Raw genomic sequence first — 18205 nt, 5'->3', positions numbered from 1 at the left:
AGATGATATAAGCAGATCTTGATCCTGTCAACCGAACTAATGTTCCTTCGGGACCAAAATAGTAGAGTCGTCAGCAGGAGGAATATTAAGATGCACCAAACTCCGCGGCACCCAGTAGGAGCCACCCTGCAGTTCAATACATTGGGTCGATGGGTAATACGTAACAATTGATGGGTTTGCATCCATCCCCAACGAAGCGTTTTAAGTGGAATTGCTTACCGTCTTATCACCTGCCATGTCCGGCAGTTCGCGTGCAATCCCCTTGTGGCAGTCGATGCAGGTTTCGTCGCCCTCATCAGTCAATGCTGTTGAGTGCGCCTTTGCAGCCCGTGGGTCCTGAAGCGTAAAGTCCATCGACTCGAACTCGTGGCAATTGCGGCATTCCAGTGAATCATTGGCCTTAAGCCGGTGCCACTCGCGCTGGGCAAGTTCAAGGCGCTTGGCCTCGAACTTCTCCGGAGGATTGATAGAACCAAACAGCCAGCCCCAGCCCCCTTGGACGCCTCCATCTTGCGGCCTATCTTGTGGGTCCAGTCATGGGGCACGTGGCAATCGGAACATTCTGCGCGAACCCCGGAGCGGTCGCTGTAGTGGATGGTTCCCTTCAGCTCCTGATAGGGATTGCTGTACATCTCGTGGCAACCAATACAGAACTGCTCCGTGTTGGTGACCTCCAGGGCGATGTTGAAGCCGCCCCAGAATATGATGCCGGCGAGAAATCCCCCCCACCGTGTCTGGCGTCAACTATCTTGTCCGGTCATCCTAATTGTCGCCGAACAGACGACGAAGCCACGTGATCTAACGGCCACCGTAAATGATGCAGCAGTGCGGTGACAGTGCATGTCCTTATCTGCGGCGGTCCGACGTATCGGGATCTGCTCAACGAGCGATCGGTTAATTACCAGTCAGGCTCACTACTAGCTCTTCAAAGTCAGCCAGTATCTCCGTGGCTGGATTAACTACGTTGGTATCGCCACCGGCTATCAGCGCTGCTGCGATCTGGATCACTGGATTCGCCGTCGCGTCCGGATGGACTATTTGCGACAGTGGCGCAAGCCGCGCACCAAAGTCAGGAACCTGATGAAGTTGGGTGTTCATGTGCAGGCCGCTGTGGCGTGTGGCATCACCAGCAAAGGTCCTTGGCGCAGCTCCAAGACGCCGGGTATTCAGCAGGCTCTGTCGAATGACTACCTGAAAGCTGAAGGCTTGGCATCACTGCGTGATGGATGGATCAAGGCTTCACCATTCCCGGTGAAACGCCCTGTGCGGAGCCGTCGGTCCGACGCATCGGTGCAGGGTGTTGTGGGGGCTGGGGGTTAGATACCCCCGGCTACCCGATTATGTGCTGCTTCAGGCCGCAACAAGCCACTTCACGTTAAGTTCTTTGCGATGTTGTTCGGCGTGCGAGAGTTCATATAGAGACTGCTAATTCAGCCAGCTTTCTGCCAAAGTATCGAAAGCAATAGAGAGACGGATTGCCATTTCGGGACTTATACCGGCCTTGCCATTCAACACTGCACTCAGCGTTTTGCGGCTAACGCCCAATGCCTCTGATGCAGCGGTGACAGAGAGGCCAAGAGGCTCAAGACAAAGCTCTCGCAATACTTCACCCGGGTGCGGAGAGTTGTGCATTAACATTGGCGGTACCTCAGTGATAATCCTCGTAGTTCACAATCTCGGCATCTCCGTCTTCGAACCGGAAGGTCACTCGCCAGTGACCACTGACTGTCACTGACCAGATTCCGGTTCGATTGCCAGAGAGTTCGTGCAAACGAAGACCAGTTCAACGTCTCGGCGGCAGAGAGCGTCCGCTCAGGTCTGGCCCGCTATTCGGTTAATGCCGGCTATTTGCGGGCCCGCCTAGGCGGCGCACTCACCTACCGGATGAGCCCTTCATGGTCGCTGACCGGCATTGTCGGTATGACCTACCTCACCGGCAATGCCAAAGAAAGCCCGATTGTGGAGGACATTGGCAGCGCCACTCAGGCCTTCGGTGGTGCACTGATCAACTACCGGCTCTGACCACGATAACTGAACCAGCCAGAGTCTCTGGAGCTGGGCCACTGGATCCTGGCTGCCTGAGCCAATTGCCCGCAACGATCAAGCCCTCCGGTCATCGCGCACCCGAAGGGCTCCGTCGATAGCCCGCCAGCGCGCTCGTTTATGGTCAACGCGACACCAGCACTGGGATTGACGCTTGACAGAGTACTGTTCGAGTAGCGCTACCCAGCACCAGTCGGGTGAGCCGCGTATGGCCATAGGCGCCCATCACCAGCATGTCGGCATTGAACGCCCGCGCCTGTTCGAGTAGCATTGGGCCGACCTTACCACCGTCGACTTGTTCCAGTGTTACCTGTACGCCATAACGCGCGAGGTGGCGACACAGGTCCGCGCCGAAATCCTCTCTACACTCCAGCTCGCCATCCGGTTCATCGCAGACACAAACCACCTTCACTGCTTCGGCCTGGGCCAGAAAGGGTAACGCATCGCCGACCGCTCGTGTTGCCTCCCGGCTAGCGTTCCAGCCGACAACGACACGTCGTCCAATCCGTCCGGCCGCCCATTCGTCAGGAATGAGTATAGTCGGGCGTCCCGAGCCGAAGATAACATGCTCGGCCATCCTGACCGTCATGGAAGGTTCGGGGGAGCTTTCGAAGGGAGGAGCCAACGCCAGCCCTGCATAGCGCGCGTGTAGCATTAATTCCTCCGCTAACTCGCTCTCGGACAAGCGCCACTCTGCGCTAATGCCCCTTGCGCGAACCATTGCCTCAAAGCGCTCCCTGACCTGAGCCTCTGCGTCCCGAACACGCACGCGATGCTGTTCGAGCAAGGCGCGCATGGCAGGGCCGGCCACAGAGTGCGCATGAGGCATCGCTCTCAGTGGCGTTGCCACAAACACCGCTATCAGATAGGCATTCCAGCACGCGGCGATGTCAGCGGCGATCGCCAGTCGTCGGTCATAGGGTCGAGCCTCCTCAAGAAAGACAACGATATCCTTAGGTAGCATGCTTCACCTCCTGGTCGCGTTTTCCATAACCTGCTCAAAAACACGCAGGGCGACTTCCAGGTCCTCGTCTTCGAGGCCTTTCAGCATCTCGTCCCGCAACACATTCGCCCGCTCATTCAGATCGCTCATAAAGCGCTCACCGGCATTGGTAAGATAAAGCAGCCTGGCGCGCCGATCACGCTCACTGGGCCGGCGCCTTGCTAACCGGGCATTGGTGAGAGGAAACTGATCTCGAGGGGAGTGCGGGGCCATGTCACTGTCCTGCTATTGATGATTCAGTAACAGTAAATCGCAAGCTAATCATATAGACAAGCGTCAGTTACACATTAGCCAGGTTTGCACCAGATCAATAGGCAACATCACGCGGATTCCGAGGCCAGTTTTTTTAAAGCCGGTTGCCGGGCGCTCACTCAGCCGATCTCACTGCATCCGGCGCCGAAAGACCCAGAGGGATAACAGAAACAGGGTCACACCGATTGCCAGCATGGCCAGAGCCTCATCCCAGAGGACGGACAGACCGGCACCCTTGAGGAAAATGCCGACGGTGATATCCATGTAATAACGCAGTGGACTCAGCAGGGAGAGGCTTTGCAGGAAAGCCGGCATGGCTTCTACCGGCGTCAGACTGCCCGACAGGAACATCAGCGGGAAAAGTCCGAAAAAGGAGAGCAGCAACGCCTGCTGAAGGGTCCGGCTGTAGGCGGCAATCAGTACGCCCAACGAAATCGCACTGAGCAAAAAGATGGCCGTCAGCACCAGAAATAAAAGCAGACTGCCTTGAAGGGGCACACCGAAAGCTCTGACAATTACCAGGCTCGGGAAGATAGAGAGTACACCCATGATCAGCGTCGGTGTGACCTTGGCCAGGAACAGTTCCAGGGTAGAAATGGGCGTTACCAGCAGCTGCTCGATGGTGCCGCGCTCCTTTTCCCGGACAATAGAGGCTGCCGGGTGAATAACGCCCACCATCATGCCGGCCAGGGCAATCATGGATAACACGATAAAACCCGATGTTGTCAGGTCGGGGTTATACCAGATACGGATCAGGGGTACCGCGCCCCCCTTCTTCCCGGCAGCAGGGAGCGCTTCGCGCTCCTGGCGCTGGACGATCTGCAGAGCATCATTGACGGCATTGGCGGCAATGTTGGAATTGGTGCCGTCCTGGAGGAACTGGAGCTGAGCACTCTCGCCAGCGAGCAGATCACCTTCGAACCCGGCGGGAATAACCAACACCGCGGTGGCATCGCCTTTCTCCAGGAGGTCGGTGGCGGTTGCCACACGGGTTTCCTGAAATTTCAGGTCGAAGGTTTCGCTCACCGCAAATTTCTGGATCAACGAGCGACTCAAGGCGCTGCGATCCTCGTCCACCACCGCCAGGGGCAGGTGGCTTACATCAAAACTGAGCGCAACGGCACAAATGACCACTTCAATGGTGTAAAGCCAAAGTATCAGGGTCAGTATCAACCGGTCACGAAAGAACTGCACGAGCTCCTTGCGTAACAAACCAAATAAGGCAATTGCCATCAGGCCACCTTCTGCTTCATTCGCCAGGCCGCGAAGACAAATACCATGACCGTATAGACGATCAACATCATCAGATTCGGCAGAACGGCTTCAAGGCCGGCTGATTTCAGTACGATGCCACGGGAGATTTCCATAAAATAACCGGCAGGGAAAAGCCAGCTATACAGTTGCAGGGTAAGAGGCATGGTGAACAGGGGGAACAGAAAGCCGGAAAACAAAAACGACGGCATCAAGGTGACAATCAGCGTTATCAACATGGCCGCCAACTGGGTACGGACCAGCGATGAGACCAACAGGCCGATACCCACCGTGGTCAGCACATAAACGAAAGCGGACGTCAGCAGCAGTATCGGGCTGCCGGCAATGGGGACGTGAAACCAGGCAAATCCTACCACCATGACCATAAGAATCTCCAGGAAAGCCACCAGACCGTAGGGCACCAGCTTGCCGACAACAAACTCGGTTGAGGTGACCGGCGATGCATAGATCTGCTCAATGGTACCGGTCTCTTTTTCACGCACGATCGCCAGGGCGGTCAGCAGGGGTGGGAACGCCATCAGGATCACGGCGAACAATCCGGGGATGACGAAATTGACGCTGCGCAGGGAGGGATTGAACCAGACCCTGGCCTGGACCCGGACCGCGCTCTGACGCGGGGCGGGGAAATTTGTGATTACCGCCTCGGCATAGGCCGAGGCCAATCGACCCAGAACAGGATAGCCGCCGTCCACGACCACCTGGACAGGCGCCTCGTCGCCCCTGAGCAGTTGCCGGGCAAAGCCGGCTGGAATCACCACGCCCATGCTGATGGTCGAGCTTTGCAATGCCGATTCCAGGTCGTGGAGATCGGTCGTTTTCTGCTCCAATTGAAAGTACCGCGAGCTGTCGAAACGGGCTGTCAGTTCGCGGCTTGCCGGCGTGTTGTCCAGATCGTAAATGCCCACGGCAACCTGTTCCACATCCAGATTGACCGCATAGCCGAACAGAAAAAGCATGATCAGCGGCATGATCACGGCCAGCGCAACGGTAACCGGGTCACGAATCAGCTCGCGACTTTCCTTGACGATGAGGGCTCCAAGCCGATGAGCCTTCATGGTCCCAGCGCCCGGGAATTGGCCGTTCCCGCCTGTTCTATGGCCGCCGTGAAGAGCGTCTCCACCGTGGCGTCGGCTTCGAGGCCGAGAGAATGATTGAGCGATGATCTGCTACCGTGCGCGAGCAGCCGCCCGTCCAGCATTAACGCCAGACGATCACAGTAGGCCGCTTCCTCCAGGTAATGGGTAGTGACCAGCACGGTCATACCGCTGGCGGCCAGCTCACGGATAACCCGCCAGAAACGGTACCGGGCGACGGGGTCGACACCCGAGGTGGGCTCATCAAGGAACAGCACACGGGGCCGGTGAAGCAGGCTGCAGGCCAGCGCCAGACGCTGGCGCAAGGCACTTGAAAGATCACCGGTAAGCTTGTCGGGAATATCTGTCAGCCCCGTTACTTCCCTGGCCCAGTCGATCGCAGCCCGCGCCGCGCCTCCGGCCAGGCCGTAGGCATTGGCAAAGAAGCGGAGATTTTCCCAGGGGGTCAATTCCAGATAGAGTGAAAATCGTTGTGACATATAACCAATTTGCCGGCGCAACGCGGTGCTACCCCCACCGGAGCTCACCCCGGCCACCCGGGCGCTGCCCTCATCGATGGCAACAAGCCCGCACAAGGCCCTGATAAGGGTCGTCTTGCCCGCCCCGTTGGGCCCCAGCAAGGCAAGCAGTTCGCCAGATGGCGCCTCGAAACTCACCCGGTCAACGGCCTTGAAATGGCCGAAGCGGACGCTCAGACCGGTGGCCACCAGCCCTTCCTCTTTTCCCCTGTCTTGCCGGGTCAATTTCGGAAACTGCTGCTCGCCAGTCATCTTCTCCGTCCGCAGAACAAACAGGCCCTCAAGCCGGGGCTCGGCCGCCGCCAGGTGGGCTCCCTCAGGCAATAACTCGGCGAGCTGGTTTTCAGCGATGTCCGCGTTCATCACCAGTCGCAGGTGATCCGGCAACCACTGCACTGAATGGACGCTTTGAATGTGAGCCAGGATGCCGGACAACTCCCGCAAGCCCCGCCCGATATTCCCAGCATTCACGGTGAACACCCTTCCTGCGGCGGGCCTCAGCAGCTCTTCCAGCGAGCCATCCGCGAGAACGCGGCCCTGTTCCAGCAGCAGTATTCTGTCACAGAGTTCCGCCTCGTCCATGTAGGAGGTGGCCACAACCATGGTCAGGCCCTGCGCGCGGAAGCGGTCGAGCATGGCCCAGAGATGGCGCCGGGACAGAGGGTCGACGCCGAGCCCCGGTTCGTCAAGGATCAGCAGCTCCGGTTCATGGACCAGATTGGTACATAGCGACAACTTTTTCCGCATGCCACCGGACAGCTTGGCCGCGGGCCTGTCGGTAAAGCGGCCTAGCCCCGACATGGATAGCAACCTTTCTGAGCGCTCCCGATAGAGCTCGTCGGGCACATCCCGGATGCGAGCGGCAAAGCTCAGGTTTTCCTTGACGCTGAGTCGATCGTAAAGCGTAAATCCCTGAGACATATAGCCAATCCGGGCAGCAATCTGCTTGGCCCCTTGACGGGTATCGACACCCAGGACCTGGCATTCCCCCACAGTGGGGTCCAGGATGCCGGCCAACATCTGTAACAGCGTCGTCTTGCCAGCGCCATCAGCACCGACAATACCCACTCGTTGGCCGCAACCAACCGAAACATCCAGTGGCTCGATGACAACATTGCCTCCAAATTGGCGGCCAAGGCCCTTGGCGACGATGGGTTCCGGGGAAGACATGACGGCTCAGCGCGCCGGAACCGAGAGGGGGTCTGGCCACTCGGTATCCGGATCCCAACGAATCCAGGCATCCGCCGGCATACCGGGTTTGAGCGCCTCCGCCGTATTATCCAGCGCCAGGGTAACGCCATAGACCATTCGAACCCTCTCATCGGGCATGTGGACATCACGGGGGGTGAACTGGGCAAAATCGTCAATCCTGGCGACCTTGGCGGAAAAGTCCCCGGACAAACCGTCCACGCGGATTCGGGCCGGGTATCCGAGACTGATCCGGGTGACGATATCGCCGGGGACATAGAGCTTGAGTTCGAGTTGTTGCAGGTTCACCATCATGGCCAGCGGCTGGCCGGCATCGACCACCTCTCCTGTCTCCACCGCCCGGATCAGTATGGTCCCGGACAAGGGCGCGACAACCTCCGCTTTGTTTAGTTGTGATTCGGCCAGCGCCACCTGCGCCGCCCTTGCAGCGACCTGTTCTTCGGCGGCATCCTTCTGCCGTTGGAGAGACTCGAGTCGGCCCCGGGCCTCACTGACGGCATTTTCCGCCTGATCCAGATCACTGGAGCTCGCCAGATTGCGGGAGCGCAGGTCACGGATCCGCTGCCGTTGTTTCTCGGCAGTCATCAGATGATGACGCCAGGTCGTGATTTGGCTGTCGAAGCCGTGACGGACTTCCCGCACGCCGGCCAGCTCAGCCTGTGCCGACCGTAGGCGGTCCCTGGCATCGGCGGGATCGATCACGGCGATCGTGTCGCCAGCCGAAACCCTGCTGCCTTCCGTGAGATGGTGCTCGATGACTCGACCGGTCACTTCGGCCGCAATGCGCACTTCCCGCCCCTCGATATGACCATTGCCATAGGCGATTCCCTGAGGTAAGGGCTCTTCCCCGAACAGAACAAAAACCCCATAAGAACCGCCGGCGAGCACCAACACCGCTATCAGAGACCAGAGCCAGGATTGGGATTTCACCAAACACTCCTTATGACATTACTGTTCAGGTTGGAGCCGGGATCAGGGCCACTGCCTATCACTCCAGCCAATGAGTTCGCCCACTCTAGCACTCGGCAGCAACCGCGACCAAGGTCGTTGCCGGATCTCAAGCGGCTCATTCAGGTGGCCCCGAAGATGGCCTTCAGGGCATCGTCAAAGACGCAAAATGGATGGGTAGCCTGCCACATCCACCCCAAACCGGGTGTTCTGACGCAAGTGATCCCTCATCGCCTCCAGCGCCTCCGGATCCCCGTGGATCAGATTAATCGTCGTTTCGGGGTCCTGAGCACTCTGGGCAAGCCATTGTTCAATCTCTGCGAAGTCACCGTGGATCTTCACCCTCTCCGCTCCAACAACCATCTTGGCGCCTCATGTTCCCCCGGCCTGATAGCCGGCAAAAATAACGGTTGTGCGGTACTGGGTCATGGCGACGATTGCCATACGTTGACTCCAGCATCAGCATGTCGGGTTGCATGATGGGTATAAACGTCTCACCCGCTTCAACCAGAAACTTGGATCCGGTAACCGTGTCGGTGCCACCCAGGAACGTAATATTCATCGGCTCTTACTCCTGTCCTGATTGAGAAAATGCCTGATCGACGGCGCCAGCAACTCACTGATATCAATCCCGTTGGTACGGTGTGGAATGGTGTTGGTGGTCACCAGAGCCTGTAAACCCGTGTCCAGAAGGTACTGGTCCGAGGCCTCGGCAAAGATGCCGTGCACCGCAGCACAGAGAATAGCCTCCATACCCTGTGACCTTAGCGCTTTGACGCATTCGCCAACCGTGCGGCCACTGGAGATGACGTCATCTATGATGATGGCGGTGCGGCCCTGGTACCGGGATATATCCGGCAGTGCGACTTCGACACGCCGGTCGCCCAGGCGCTGCTTGGCACCGATGACATAAGGGTGACTGCTGGCCTGGGCAATACTGGCAACCCATTGCTCACTCTCGGCATCCGGGCCCACCAGCAGAAGATCGCTCTGCCCCCTGAGCCACCCCGCCAGTGCAGGCGCGCCCTGAACAACCTGGGTGGGTACGCTATAAATTTCACCGAGGGCGTGATATCGATGCAAATGCGGGTCAACCGTGATCAGCCAGTCGATATGGCGCAACAAGGAGCGTGCAAACACAGCAGACGTGACCGCCTCCCCGTCCTGGAAGCGACGATCCTGGCGCATGTAGCACAAATAGGGGGCGACCAGCCCCACCGAGCTCGCCCCGAGCTCTCGCAGGGTCTCGAACAGGAAAAGGTGGGCAAGGTATCTGGCGTCCGGATTGGACAAGTCGGCCAACACGATACACCGGGCGCCACTGACCGGAGTATCAACGCGCAGGTAGGTCTCACCATCGGGAAACCTGCGAAACTCCAGGCGCCCCTGCTCCAAGCCAAGCTGATCACACAGCTTTTCCCGTAAGGGATGGCTTTCCAGGCAAAACAGAACCACTCGCCCGCTACTACTGCCCATAATCACCTCTCCGTCCGAAGAGAAAAAATTGGCACCTCACCCGCTACATAGGCCAGGGCGTAATCCCGTTCGCCGATGCTTTCACTCAGCAACTCGTAGAGCGGGTCCCCCACCGCTACGGTATCGCCCACGTTGGCAAACAGCCGCAACCCGGCCGCAGGACTCTCCGGTGCACCGGCGAGCTTGGCCAGCCGCGCTAGCCGGCGATTATCAACAGACTGAATGGTCCCCGGTTCGGTGGCTAATTCCCGGTGCCGGAACCGGGCATTCCCCAATTGTTTCAATCCGCCCTGCTCCTGAGCAATACGCCGGAACTGTTCCCAGGCCCGACCACTTTCAAGAATGTCCCGGGCCTTCTGCTGGCTGGCCTCCAGTCCGTCGTTATCTGCCATGTCGAGCACATGGGCCGCCAGGAGCAACGCTCGCTCTTTAAGGTCATCCGGAGCTTCCTGCCTTCCCTGAAGTACCGCCATCACATCCCGAGCCTCCTCCACCGGCCCTATGCCCGAGCCAACCGGGCGGCTGCCATCCGTCAGAACACAGCGGACGACCAACCCGCAGGCAGCGCCCACTTCAGAAAACAGAAAGGCCAGGCGGTCAGCCTCCTCACGGCTTCGGACTTTTGCTGTCGCGCCCACCGGAATGTCAACCACCACATGGGTTGAGCCGGCAGCAATCTTCTTCGATAGAACCGAGGCCACGAGCTGCCCTTCACCATCAAGATCCAGTGCCCGCTCAATTCGGATTAGCAGGTCATCCGCCGGGCTGAGGTTGATGGCCCCTCCCCAGGCCAGGCAAGCACCGGTGTTCCTGACGACACGCTGAATGTCTGCAAGCGCCAGATTGACAGTCGTCAGGGCTTCCATTGTATCCGCCGTGCCGGCAGGCGAGGTAATGGCCCGGGAAGACGTCTTGGGCATGACCAGCCCTGCCGCACTGACAATGGACACCACAAGCGGTGTGGTCCTGTTTCCGGGGAGACCACCCACACAGTGCTTATCGAACACACGGGCGGTGCCCTCCCATGCCAGGTGTTCTCCGCAGTCCACCATGGCCTGGGTCAGCCCGGTAATTTCATTCAAAGCCAGCCGGCCACCCGCACAAACGCTTAAAAAGCAGGCAATTTCAAGATCACTGTATCTATACTCGGAAATGTCGGCGACGATTCTGGTCAGCTCATCTTGGCTCAGTGCGTGGCCGAACACTTTCTTTCGCATCAGGCTCAGTGATTCAGTAACCGGCGCGTGGTGGACTAATACCGGCTCCTCTGGCGATACGCCCAGCCGCTCCATGGCAATGTTGGAGAGCCCCGCATAGCCTTCCGGAACCGCCCCACCATAGACCACATTGAGCGTCGCGATAATAGTTTTGTTCTTTGCCGTCACATCCACCCTGGTGCGGGCGGCCAGCCCCTCTGATCGGCACACCTCACAATCATCCCGCATGAAGATAACGGGCTCCTGATGCGTATCAATGCCGATCAGAAAGGCGTTTAACTGGTTAGTTGAACCCATAGTCCCTCTCTGCGAAAAACTGACAACTGTTTACAAAATTAACAACTCTGAAAGATCGTCCATGCGACCAACCTTACGGGCCATGAAGACTTCCTCAGTTGGCCGGTGTTCCCCATTGCCATTGTATGACTTCCGGCATATCCACGCCGTGCTCGGTGATGTAATGCTGGTGCTCAATGAGCCGGTCCCGCAGCCACTGTTTGAGATAGGCTGCCCGAGCCCCTAATTGTGGAACCCGGTCGATAACGTCTGCCGCCAGATGGAAACGGTCCATGTCGTTGCGCACCACCATGTCGAAGGGGGTGGTGGTGGTGCCTTCCTCCTTATAGCCACGCACATGGAGATTCTTATGGTTGGTGCGCCGGTAGGTCAGGCGGTGGATCAGCCAGGGATACCCGTGGTAGGCAAAGATGATCGGTTTGTCGGTGGTGAACAGGGTGTCGAAGTCCTTGTGCGACAGCCCGTGCGGGTGTTCCGCCTGGTCCTGCAGGGTCATGAGATCCACCACATTGATCACTCTCACTCTGAGCTTGGGCAGGTGGTGGTGCAGGATATCCACCGCCGCCAGAATCTCCAGGGTGGGCACGTCGCCGGCACAGGCCATGACCACATCCGGCTCGCTGCCCTCATCGTTGCTGGCCCACTCCCAGATGCCAATACCCGCGGTACAGTGCTTGATGGCCGCGTCCATGCCGAGCCACTGTGGCTCGAGTTGCTTGCCGGCCACGATCACATTCACGAAGTTGCGCGAACGCAGGCAGTTGTCGGTTACGCACAACAGGGTGTTGGCATCAGGTGGCAGATAGACACGAATAACGTCGGCTTTCTTGTTCACCACATGGTCGATAAAGCCGGGATCCTGGTGTGAGAAGCCGTTGTGGTCCTGGCGCCAGACGTGGGACGTCAGCAGGTAGTTGAGTGAAGCAATGGGGCGACGCCAGGGGACCTCCTTGCCAGCAACCTTCAGCCACTTGGCATGCTGGTTGAACATGGAATCAATGATGTGAATAAAGGCCTCGTAGCAGGAAAACAGCCCGTGCCTGCCGGTCAGCAGATACCCCTCCAGCCAGCCCTGGCAGGTGTGCTCGGAGAGGATCTCCATGACCCGGCCGTCCGGCGCCAGGTGATCGTCTCCAGGCAGGGTCTCCGCCATCCAGGCTCGGTCGGTCACCTCGAACAGGGCGCCAAGGCGGTTGGAGTTGGTCTCATCCGGGCCCATCACGCGGAAGTTCCGCGTCTCTGTATTCAGCTGCATGACGTCGCGCAGGTAAGTGCCCATTACCCGGGTCGATTCCGCCTGTTCCGTGCCCGGGCTGGTGACGGCAACGGCAAATTCGCGAAAGTCGGGCAGCTGCAGATCCCTGAGCAGCAGCCCGCCGTTGGCGTGCGGGTTGGCACCCATGCGCCGTTCACCTTTCGGGGCCAGGGCTGCCAGCTCCGGTTTCAGGGCTCCGTTCGGGTCGAAAAGCTCTTCAGGGCGGTAGCTTTTCATCCAGTCTTCAAGCAGTTTCAGGTGCTCCGGCTTGCCGGCCATCGCGGAGAAAGGTACCTGATGCGAGCGCCAGGTACCTTCACTCTTCAGGCCATCCACGTCTTTCGGGCCGGTCCAGCCCTTTGGGGTGCGCAGGATAATCATTGGCCATCGCGGGCGCCCGGCGGTGCCCCTGGTGCGGGCTTCGTGCTGGATTGCCCGGATCTCGGCCATGACCGTATCCAGGGTCGCCGCCATACGCTGGTGCACCCGCGAGGGCTCATCGCCCTCGACGAAATAGGGCCGGTAGCCGTAGCCGATGAACAGACTCTCCAGCTCCTCACGGGGAATGCGCGCCAGCACAGTGGGGTTGGCGATCTTGTAGCCGTTCAGGTGCAGAATCGGCAGTACCGCGCCGTCCTGGGCAGGATTGAGAAACTTGTTGGAGTGCCAGGCGGTGGCCAGCGGGCCAGTTTCAGCCTCGCCGTCACCGACCACACAGGCGGCAATGAGCTCGGGATTGTCGAATACCGCGCCGAAGGCATGGGACAGGGAGTACCCGAGCTCGCCCCCCTCGTGGATGGAGCCCGGGGTTTCCGGCGCCGCGTGGCTCGGTACGCCACCGGGAAACGAGAACTGCCTGAACAACCGCTGCATACCCGCTGCGTTCTGAGGAATGTTCGGATAAAACTCGCTGTAGCTGCCTTCCAGCCAGGTATTGGCCACCAGGCCCGGCCCGCCATGTCCGGGGCCAGTGATGTATATAATGTTCAGATCCTGCGCTAGGATCATCCGGTTCAGGTGTACGTAGATGAAGTTCAGCCCCGGAGTGGTGCCCCAGTGCCCCAGCAATCGCGTCTTGACGTGCTCCAGAGTTAGCGGTTCGGTGAGTAGCGGGTTGCCGCGCAGGTAGATCTGCCCCACCGATAGGTAGTTGGCGGCCCGCCAGTAGGCGTCCATTCCGTGGAGTTCACCCGGCGTCAGCGGGCCCGGTTCGGAATTGCTTTTTCCGGCTTGCGTCGTTTGTTTCAAAATCAGATCCTCCACAAAAATCCAGCTTGGTGGTGCTTCAGATCAGGGCCGCACCCGGATAGCATAGGGTTACGTCAGCAAAGCACAGCTACCTGAATCCAAACTGAATTATTGGAACGGATCGAGCCGCACTTTGATTTCAATCAAACCCGTAATCACCCAACAAAAAATAACAATGCTGTAGCTTGACGTATGACTTGTTCAAAGGTTTTATCATGGTCTTTATAGTCAAAGTCGTTACTCTGCTTGCCGTCCTTCCTGGGTTCAAAAAGCATTTAAACCAGGGTATAGGTCACCGAATTCGCCGAGTCATTAGTCCCGCTGGCTTCTAATGGCAAGGCAGCACCGTAGGGAGACCGGTCGCAAGGACGATTGCCAGGTGATTGCCTTCCGTGCCAACTACGGGCAGCAAGGCGTATTCCGCGAACATAAAGATTACTGAGGCCGGGAAGTCTGACTGACCGGAAAACAATAGGGGGCTCCATAATGCATTCAAGTCGCTTGCTGTGCAGGGGTTGGGTTCTCGCTATGATGATCTGGTCCGTCAGCTTTTTTTACACTTTTTCTGGGAAATGATCCAGGTGCCTTTATTTATAGGGATGGCTGAGGCGTCTCATGGAGAGGTAGTTTGGCTATGCACCCGGGCTACGGTGGGCGATGCCAATATTGCGCTTTTGGCTTATGGCGCTGCTGCTTTAGTAACGAAAGATGGCTTCTGGATACAGGGCCCTTGGCGGGGCCGTACCTTGGGGACCTTTCTGGCAGCCGGCTTACTGATAACCGTGCTTTTCGAAGCTTGGGCCACCGGCACAGGTGACCGCTGGCAATACAGTGAATCAATGCCCGTGCTACCAATAACCGGAACCGGAGCGGCTCCGTTATTGCAATGGTCACTGATTCCACCCTTATCACTTTACACCCTGCGCTGGATGTACAGTGGGTGGATTGAGCAGCGTTGACCGCCAGTTACTGATAGCCGCCAATGGCGGTCATACATGATATGGCCACCTTCAATGATTCAGATATTTATTGCTTCGGTTCAAGTTTGATCACTCGCAAACGCAGCGCATTCACAATCACGCTGACCGAAGAAAGGGACATGGCGGCAGCCGCAAATATCGGCGACAGCAGTATGCCGAAAAACGGATACAGAACACCCGCGGCAATGGGAACGCCGGCCGAATTGTAGATAAAGGCAAAAAACAGGTTCTGGCGGATATTGCGCATGGTTGCTGAAGACAGTCGACGCGCCTCCACAATCCCCATCAGATCGCCCCGTAACAAGGTTATACCGGCACTTTCGATGGCGACATCCGTGCCGGTGCCCATGGCAACGCCGACATCCGCCGTTGCCAGAGCCGGCGCATCGTTCACGCCATCACCGGCCATCACGACTATGCGGCCTTCGTCTTTCAGCCGCTGGACGATCTTGCCCTTGTCTTCCGGCAGGACTTCCGCCTCCACTTCATCAATGTGCAGTTTTCGGGCAACCGCCTCGGCCGAGGTGCGGTTATCACCGGTCAGCATCACTACCCGGATGCCATCTTTCTGGAGGGCTGCAATGGCCGCTTCGGTGGTTTCCTTCACCGGGTCGGCGATGGCAAGCAGGCCGGCCACTTTGCCGTCGACGGCTGCAAAAATAACGGTGGCGCCATCCTTCCGAAGCTGATCGGCCTCAGATTCAAAATCCGAGGTCTCAACACCTTCGGCCTCCATTAGCAGACGATTGCCAATCAGTACCTGCTGCCCCTCAATCTTGCCCGTCACGCCTTTGCCGTTCGGGGAATCGAAGCCTTCGGCGTCTGGCAGTTGCAAGTCCATCGCTTTGGCTTTGCCGAGAATAGCGTGGGCCAAAGGGTGCTCACTGCCCTTCTCCAGCCCCCCGGCAAACCGCATCAGCTCTTCCTCGCTAAATCCCTCGGCAGGAACCAGTTTCGTGACCTGAGGTTTGCCTTCGGTCAGGGTGCCAGTTTTGTCCACTACAACCGTATCCACCTTTTCCATGCGCTCCAGAGCTTCCGCATCGCGGATCAGCACACCGCTTTGGGCGCCCCGGCCGACACCGACCATGATGGACATGGGCGTTGCCAAGCCCAATGCACAGGGGCAGGCGATGATCAACACGCTCACCGCGGCAATCAGGCCAAATGCCATAGGCGGCGTCGGTCCGACGAATGACCAGACGATAAAGGCGATAACGGCGACCAGGATCACCGCCGGCACAAAGTATCCCGCCACCTTGTCAGCCAGCCCCTGAATCGGTGCCCGGCTGCGCTGGGCGCTGGCTACCATCTGCACGATCTGGGACAGCATGGTGTCCCGGCCAACCTTGTCGGCCCGCATGATAAAGCTACCCTGCTGGTTGATGCTGCCACCAATCACCTGATCGCCCGATTTCTTGCTGACTGCCAGCGGCTCCCCGGTGACCATGGATTCGTCCACGTTGGAGCTGCCCTCAAGCACCTCACCATCCAACGGCACCTTGTCTCCGGGCCGAACCCGCAGGCGGTCGCCAACCTTGACCTGATCCAGCGACACATCGGCCTCGCCGCCGTCATCATCCAGTTTTCTGGCGGTCGCGGGCGCCAGATCCAGCAAGGCCTTGATAGCGCCTGAGGTTTTCTCCCGGGCTCGCAGCTCCAGCACCTGCCCAAGCAACACCAGTACCACGATGACCGCCGCTGCTTCGAAATACACGGCAACCGAGCCATCGTCCTGCCGAAAGGCTGCCGGGAATACCTGGGGAGCAAGGGTCGCCACCAGGCTATAGATCAACGCCACGCCGGTGCCGATGGAGATCAGAGTGAACATGTTCAGATTGCGACTGACGACGGATTTCCAGCCCCGGACAAAGAACGGCCAGCCACACCAGAGGACAACCGGCGTTGCCAGCACCAACTGGATCCAGTTGGATAGCTGAGGGGCGACAATGTGATCGAGCCCGGTCAGGTGCCCGCCCATTTCGAGAACAAGCACTGGCAGAGTCAGAACAAGCCCGATCCAGAATCGGCGGGTCATGTCCGTAAGCTCTGCGGAGGGGCCGTCATCCAGGCTCACCTGCTCCGGCTCAAGCGCCATACCGCAGATGGGACAATCTCCCGGCCCCTGCTGTCGGATTTCCGGATGCATGGGGCAGGTGTACATGGTGCCCGGCGCTACCGGTTCCTGCTGCTTCTGCTCCTCACCAAGGTACTGCCCCGGGTTGTCTTCGAATTTGGCCTGGCAGCGAGGCGAACAGAAATACCAGGTTTTGCCCGCGTGCTGGCTTCGATGCTCCGCGGTGTGCCGATCCACCGACATCCCGCAGACAGGATCCCTGGCCTTGTGTTCGCCGGATTCCTCGTGATGATGCTCATGATCGTGATGATGGGCGTGCTGGTGCTCAGCCATTGCTGCCTCCACTCTTGTCCGCCGGCCAATCGGCGAAGGCAATGAAATAGAGCAGAATGAGGTTGACCAGAGGGACCAGCATCAGAAAGCCCATCCAACCCGGGTAACCCGTGCGCTGGCAAATACGCCAGGCCGGGATGACAACGATGATGGCGATCACCAGCATCCACAGCCAGTGCCCCGCCCACATGGTATTGCCAAACATGTTATCTCCCATCACGGCCCTGCCCTCCACGTTAAAAAGTACCGGTTACTGATGATGGTCATCATGCGCCCCTCGTGTTCCGATTGCCGGGCATTCCCGGACCTGGTCAGGAAAATCTGCTCGGCCACGGCGGTCACGATCATTGTGACAACCGCTACGCCGATTACAAACGGATCGGTATGGAGTTTGACCGAAACAAAGCCCCCCAGCACCAGGAGATCCAGAATAATGGCGGTGGCCGGCACCCAGATATTGGCCTTTATATCCTTGCGCAGATACCGCAGTACACCCCAGTGAATGGCGATATCCATAACCAGGTAGAACACGATCCCGAGCGCGGCAATCCGGGAAGATCAAAAAAAGCCGTGAGGACAAGCCCCAGAACTACAGTGTAGACCAGCGTGTGCTTCTGGATGCTGCCCGGCATGCCAAAGTGACTGTGCGGAACCAGTTTCATCTCGGTCAGCATGGCCAGCATCCGCGAGACTGCAAAGATGCTGGCAAGGATGCCTGGCACGACCAACGTTCCGGTGGGGGTCTTTGACCTCGGAGCCACTGTTGGTGTGGTCGTGGTGAATCCCTCGAGAAGCCTATCGATAGGGAGTCGGCGATCCAGACACCCACCAGCCCGAAGGTCAGGATACCTCCGATTTTCAGAATCCCGATAAATGACGCTACCCCCTGGATCATTCGGTTACCCAGCAGGTTAACCAGAAAGACAGCCAGAATGAGCGATACGCCGAGAACTGGCACCATCCGTTAAGCGCTTCGGCCTCAT

Annotated in this window: 16 protein-coding genes and 2 pseudogenes; 2 read left to right on the top strand and 16 right to left on the bottom strand. The window is 58.5% G+C overall.

Going from position 1 to position 18205, the window contains the following annotated elements:
• Positions 1-201: 201 nt before the first annotated feature.
• A pseudogene (locus FO268_RS15670) lies at positions 202-725 on the bottom strand (NapC/NirT family cytochrome c); the annotation flags it as partial.
• 229 nt (positions 726-954) lie between these two features.
• On the opposite strand from FO268_RS15670, the gene FO268_RS15665 reads away from it, so the two are divergent.
• Entirely contained in the window at positions 955-1320 is a 366-nt protein-coding gene (locus FO268_RS15665) for a hypothetical protein (protein WP_318527311.1), read from the top strand.
• Positions 1321-1425: 105 nt separating this feature from the next.
• On the opposite strand, the gene FO268_RS15660 is transcribed toward FO268_RS15665, so the two are convergent.
• Both FO268_RS15660 and FO268_RS15655 read right to left on the bottom strand, forming a co-directional pair.
• Positions 1426-1638 (bottom strand): HigA family addiction module antitoxin, encoded by a 213-nt coding sequence (locus FO268_RS15660; RefSeq protein WP_150994204.1) that lies wholly within the window; start codon positions 1636-1638, stop codon positions 1426-1428.
• Positions 1639-1648: 10 nt separating this feature from the next.
• Entirely contained in the window at positions 1649-1771 is a 123-nt protein-coding gene (locus FO268_RS15655; protein WP_082905064.1) for a type II toxin-antitoxin system RelE/ParE family toxin, read from the bottom strand.
• On the opposite strand from FO268_RS15655, the gene FO268_RS15650 reads away from it, so the two are divergent.
• Positions 1726-2022: a MipA/OmpV family protein gene (locus FO268_RS15650; protein WP_150994203.1), complete on the top strand. Its 297-nt coding sequence runs from the start codon at positions 1726-1728 to the stop codon at positions 2020-2022. The two genes, FO268_RS15655 and FO268_RS15650, sit on opposite strands and share 46 nt — an antisense overlap.
• Before the next feature lie 145 nt (positions 2023-2167).
• Here the strand turns inward: FO268_RS15650 and FO268_RS15645 are convergent, their stop codons facing one another.
• The 13 genes and pseudogenes from FO268_RS15645 to FO268_RS15575 form a co-directional block, all read right to left on the bottom strand.
• Positions 2168-3007, bottom strand: coding sequence for a universal stress protein (locus FO268_RS15645; protein ID WP_150994202.1), 840 nt, complete (start codon positions 3005-3007; stop codon positions 2168-2170).
• Between the two features lie 3 nt (positions 3008-3010).
• On the bottom strand, positions 3011-3259 hold the full coding sequence (locus FO268_RS15640) for a hypothetical protein (protein WP_150994201.1): 249 nt from the start codon (positions 3257-3259) through the stop codon (positions 3011-3013).
• A 168-nt stretch (positions 3260-3427) separates the two neighbouring features.
• The gene (locus FO268_RS15635; RefSeq protein WP_150994200.1) at positions 3428-4531 is read right to left on the bottom strand and encodes an ABC transporter permease; all 1104 of its coding nucleotides are present in this window, start codon (positions 4529-4531) and stop codon (positions 3428-3430) included.
• Positions 4531-5625 carry an ABC transporter permease gene (locus FO268_RS15630; protein WP_150994199.1) on the bottom strand — a complete coding sequence of 365 codons (1095 nt, stop codon included), beginning with the start codon at positions 5623-5625 and terminating at the stop codon, positions 4531-4533. The genes FO268_RS15635 and FO268_RS15630 overlap by 1 nt, the downstream gene beginning before the upstream one ends.
• Positions 5622-7352: an ATP-binding cassette domain-containing protein gene (locus tag FO268_RS15625; protein WP_150994198.1), complete on the bottom strand. Its 1731-nt coding sequence runs from the start codon at positions 7350-7352 to the stop codon at positions 5622-5624. Before FO268_RS15625 ends, FO268_RS15630 begins: the two co-directional genes overlap by 4 nt.
• 6 nt (positions 7353-7358) lie before the next feature.
• The gene (locus FO268_RS15620; protein WP_191966973.1) at positions 7359-8321 is read right to left on the bottom strand and encodes an HlyD family secretion protein; all 963 of its coding nucleotides are present in this window, start codon (positions 8319-8321) and stop codon (positions 7359-7361) included.
• Positions 8322-8495: 174 nt separating this feature from the next.
• Positions 8496-8702, bottom strand: coding sequence for an MBL fold metallo-hydrolase RNA specificity domain-containing protein (locus tag FO268_RS15615; RefSeq protein WP_225316768.1), 207 nt, complete (start codon positions 8700-8702; stop codon positions 8496-8498).
• 195 nt (positions 8703-8897) lie between these two features.
• Positions 8898-9815 carry a ribose-phosphate diphosphokinase gene (locus tag FO268_RS15610; protein ID WP_191966972.1) on the bottom strand — a complete coding sequence of 306 codons (918 nt, stop codon included), beginning with the start codon at positions 9813-9815 and terminating at the stop codon, positions 8898-8900.
• Positions 9816-9817: 2 nt separating this feature from the next.
• On the bottom strand, positions 9818-11329 hold the full coding sequence (locus FO268_RS15605) for a thymidine phosphorylase family protein (RefSeq protein ID WP_150994195.1): 1512 nt from the start codon (positions 11327-11329) through the stop codon (positions 9818-9820).
• Between the two features lie 94 nt (positions 11330-11423).
• Entirely contained in the window at positions 11424-13832 is a 2409-nt protein-coding gene (locus FO268_RS15600) for a phosphoketolase family protein (RefSeq protein ID WP_150994194.1), read from the bottom strand.
• Positions 13833-14858: 1026 nt separating this feature from the next.
• A complete protein-coding gene (locus FO268_RS15585) occupies positions 14859-17222 on the bottom strand; it encodes a heavy metal translocating P-type ATPase (RefSeq protein ID WP_150994193.1) in 2364 nt (787 codons plus the stop codon).
• Positions 17215-17442: a DUF805 domain-containing protein gene (locus tag FO268_RS15580; RefSeq protein WP_075195217.1), complete on the bottom strand. Its 228-nt coding sequence runs from the start codon at positions 17440-17442 to the stop codon at positions 17215-17217. Before FO268_RS15580 ends, FO268_RS15585 begins: the two co-directional genes overlap by 8 nt.
• Before the next feature lie 30 nt (positions 17443-17472).
• Positions 17473-18186 (bottom strand): annotated as a pseudogene (locus tag FO268_RS15575) (amino acid permease); the annotation flags it as partial.
• Between the last annotated feature and the right edge of the window lie 19 nt (positions 18187-18205).

This window comes from Marinobacter denitrificans (assembly GCF_008795955.1).
GTDB classification, from domain to species: domain Bacteria; phylum Pseudomonadota; class Gammaproteobacteria; order Pseudomonadales; family Oleiphilaceae; genus Marinobacter; species Marinobacter denitrificans.
Note: the sequence above shows the minus strand (reverse complement) of the source record. Positions and strands in the feature narration are given on the sequence as shown.

Bases quoted from the DNA above. Each gene is read 5' to 3' on its own strand.
- FO268_RS15660 (WP_150994204.1), bottom strand. From the start codon at position 1,638: ATGTTAATGCACAACTCTCCGCACCCGGGTGAAGTATTGCGAGAGCTT.
- FO268_RS15645 (WP_150994202.1), bottom strand. From the start codon at position 3,007: ATGCTACCTAAGGATATCGTTGTCTTTCTTGAGGAGGCTCGACCCTAT.
- FO268_RS15640 (WP_150994201.1), bottom strand. From the start codon at position 3,259: ATGGCCCCGCACTCCCCTCGAGATCAGTTTCCTCTCACCAATGCCCGG.
- FO268_RS15635 (WP_150994200.1), bottom strand. From the start codon at position 4,531: ATGGCAATTGCCTTATTTGGTTTGTTACGCAAGGAGCTCGTGCAGTTC.
- FO268_RS15630 (WP_150994199.1), bottom strand. From the start codon at position 5,625: ATGAAGGCTCATCGGCTTGGAGCCCTCATCGTCAAGGAAAGTCGCGAG.
- FO268_RS15625 (WP_150994198.1), bottom strand. From the start codon at position 7,352: ATGTCTTCCCCGGAACCCATCGTCGCCAAGGGCCTTGGCCGCCAATTT.
- FO268_RS15615 (WP_225316768.1), bottom strand. From the start codon at position 8,702: ATGGTTGTTGGAGCGGAGAGGGTGAAGATCCACGGTGACTTCGCAGAG.
- FO268_RS15610 (WP_191966972.1), bottom strand. From the start codon at position 9,815: ATGGGCAGTAGTAGCGGGCGAGTGGTTCTGTTTTGCCTGGAAAGCCAT.
- FO268_RS15605 (WP_150994195.1), bottom strand. From the start codon at position 11,329: ATGGGTTCAACTAACCAGTTAAACGCCTTTCTGATCGGCATTGATACG.
- FO268_RS15585 (WP_150994193.1), bottom strand. From the start codon at position 17,222: ATGGCTGAGCACCAGCACGCCCATCATCACGATCATGAGCATCATCAC.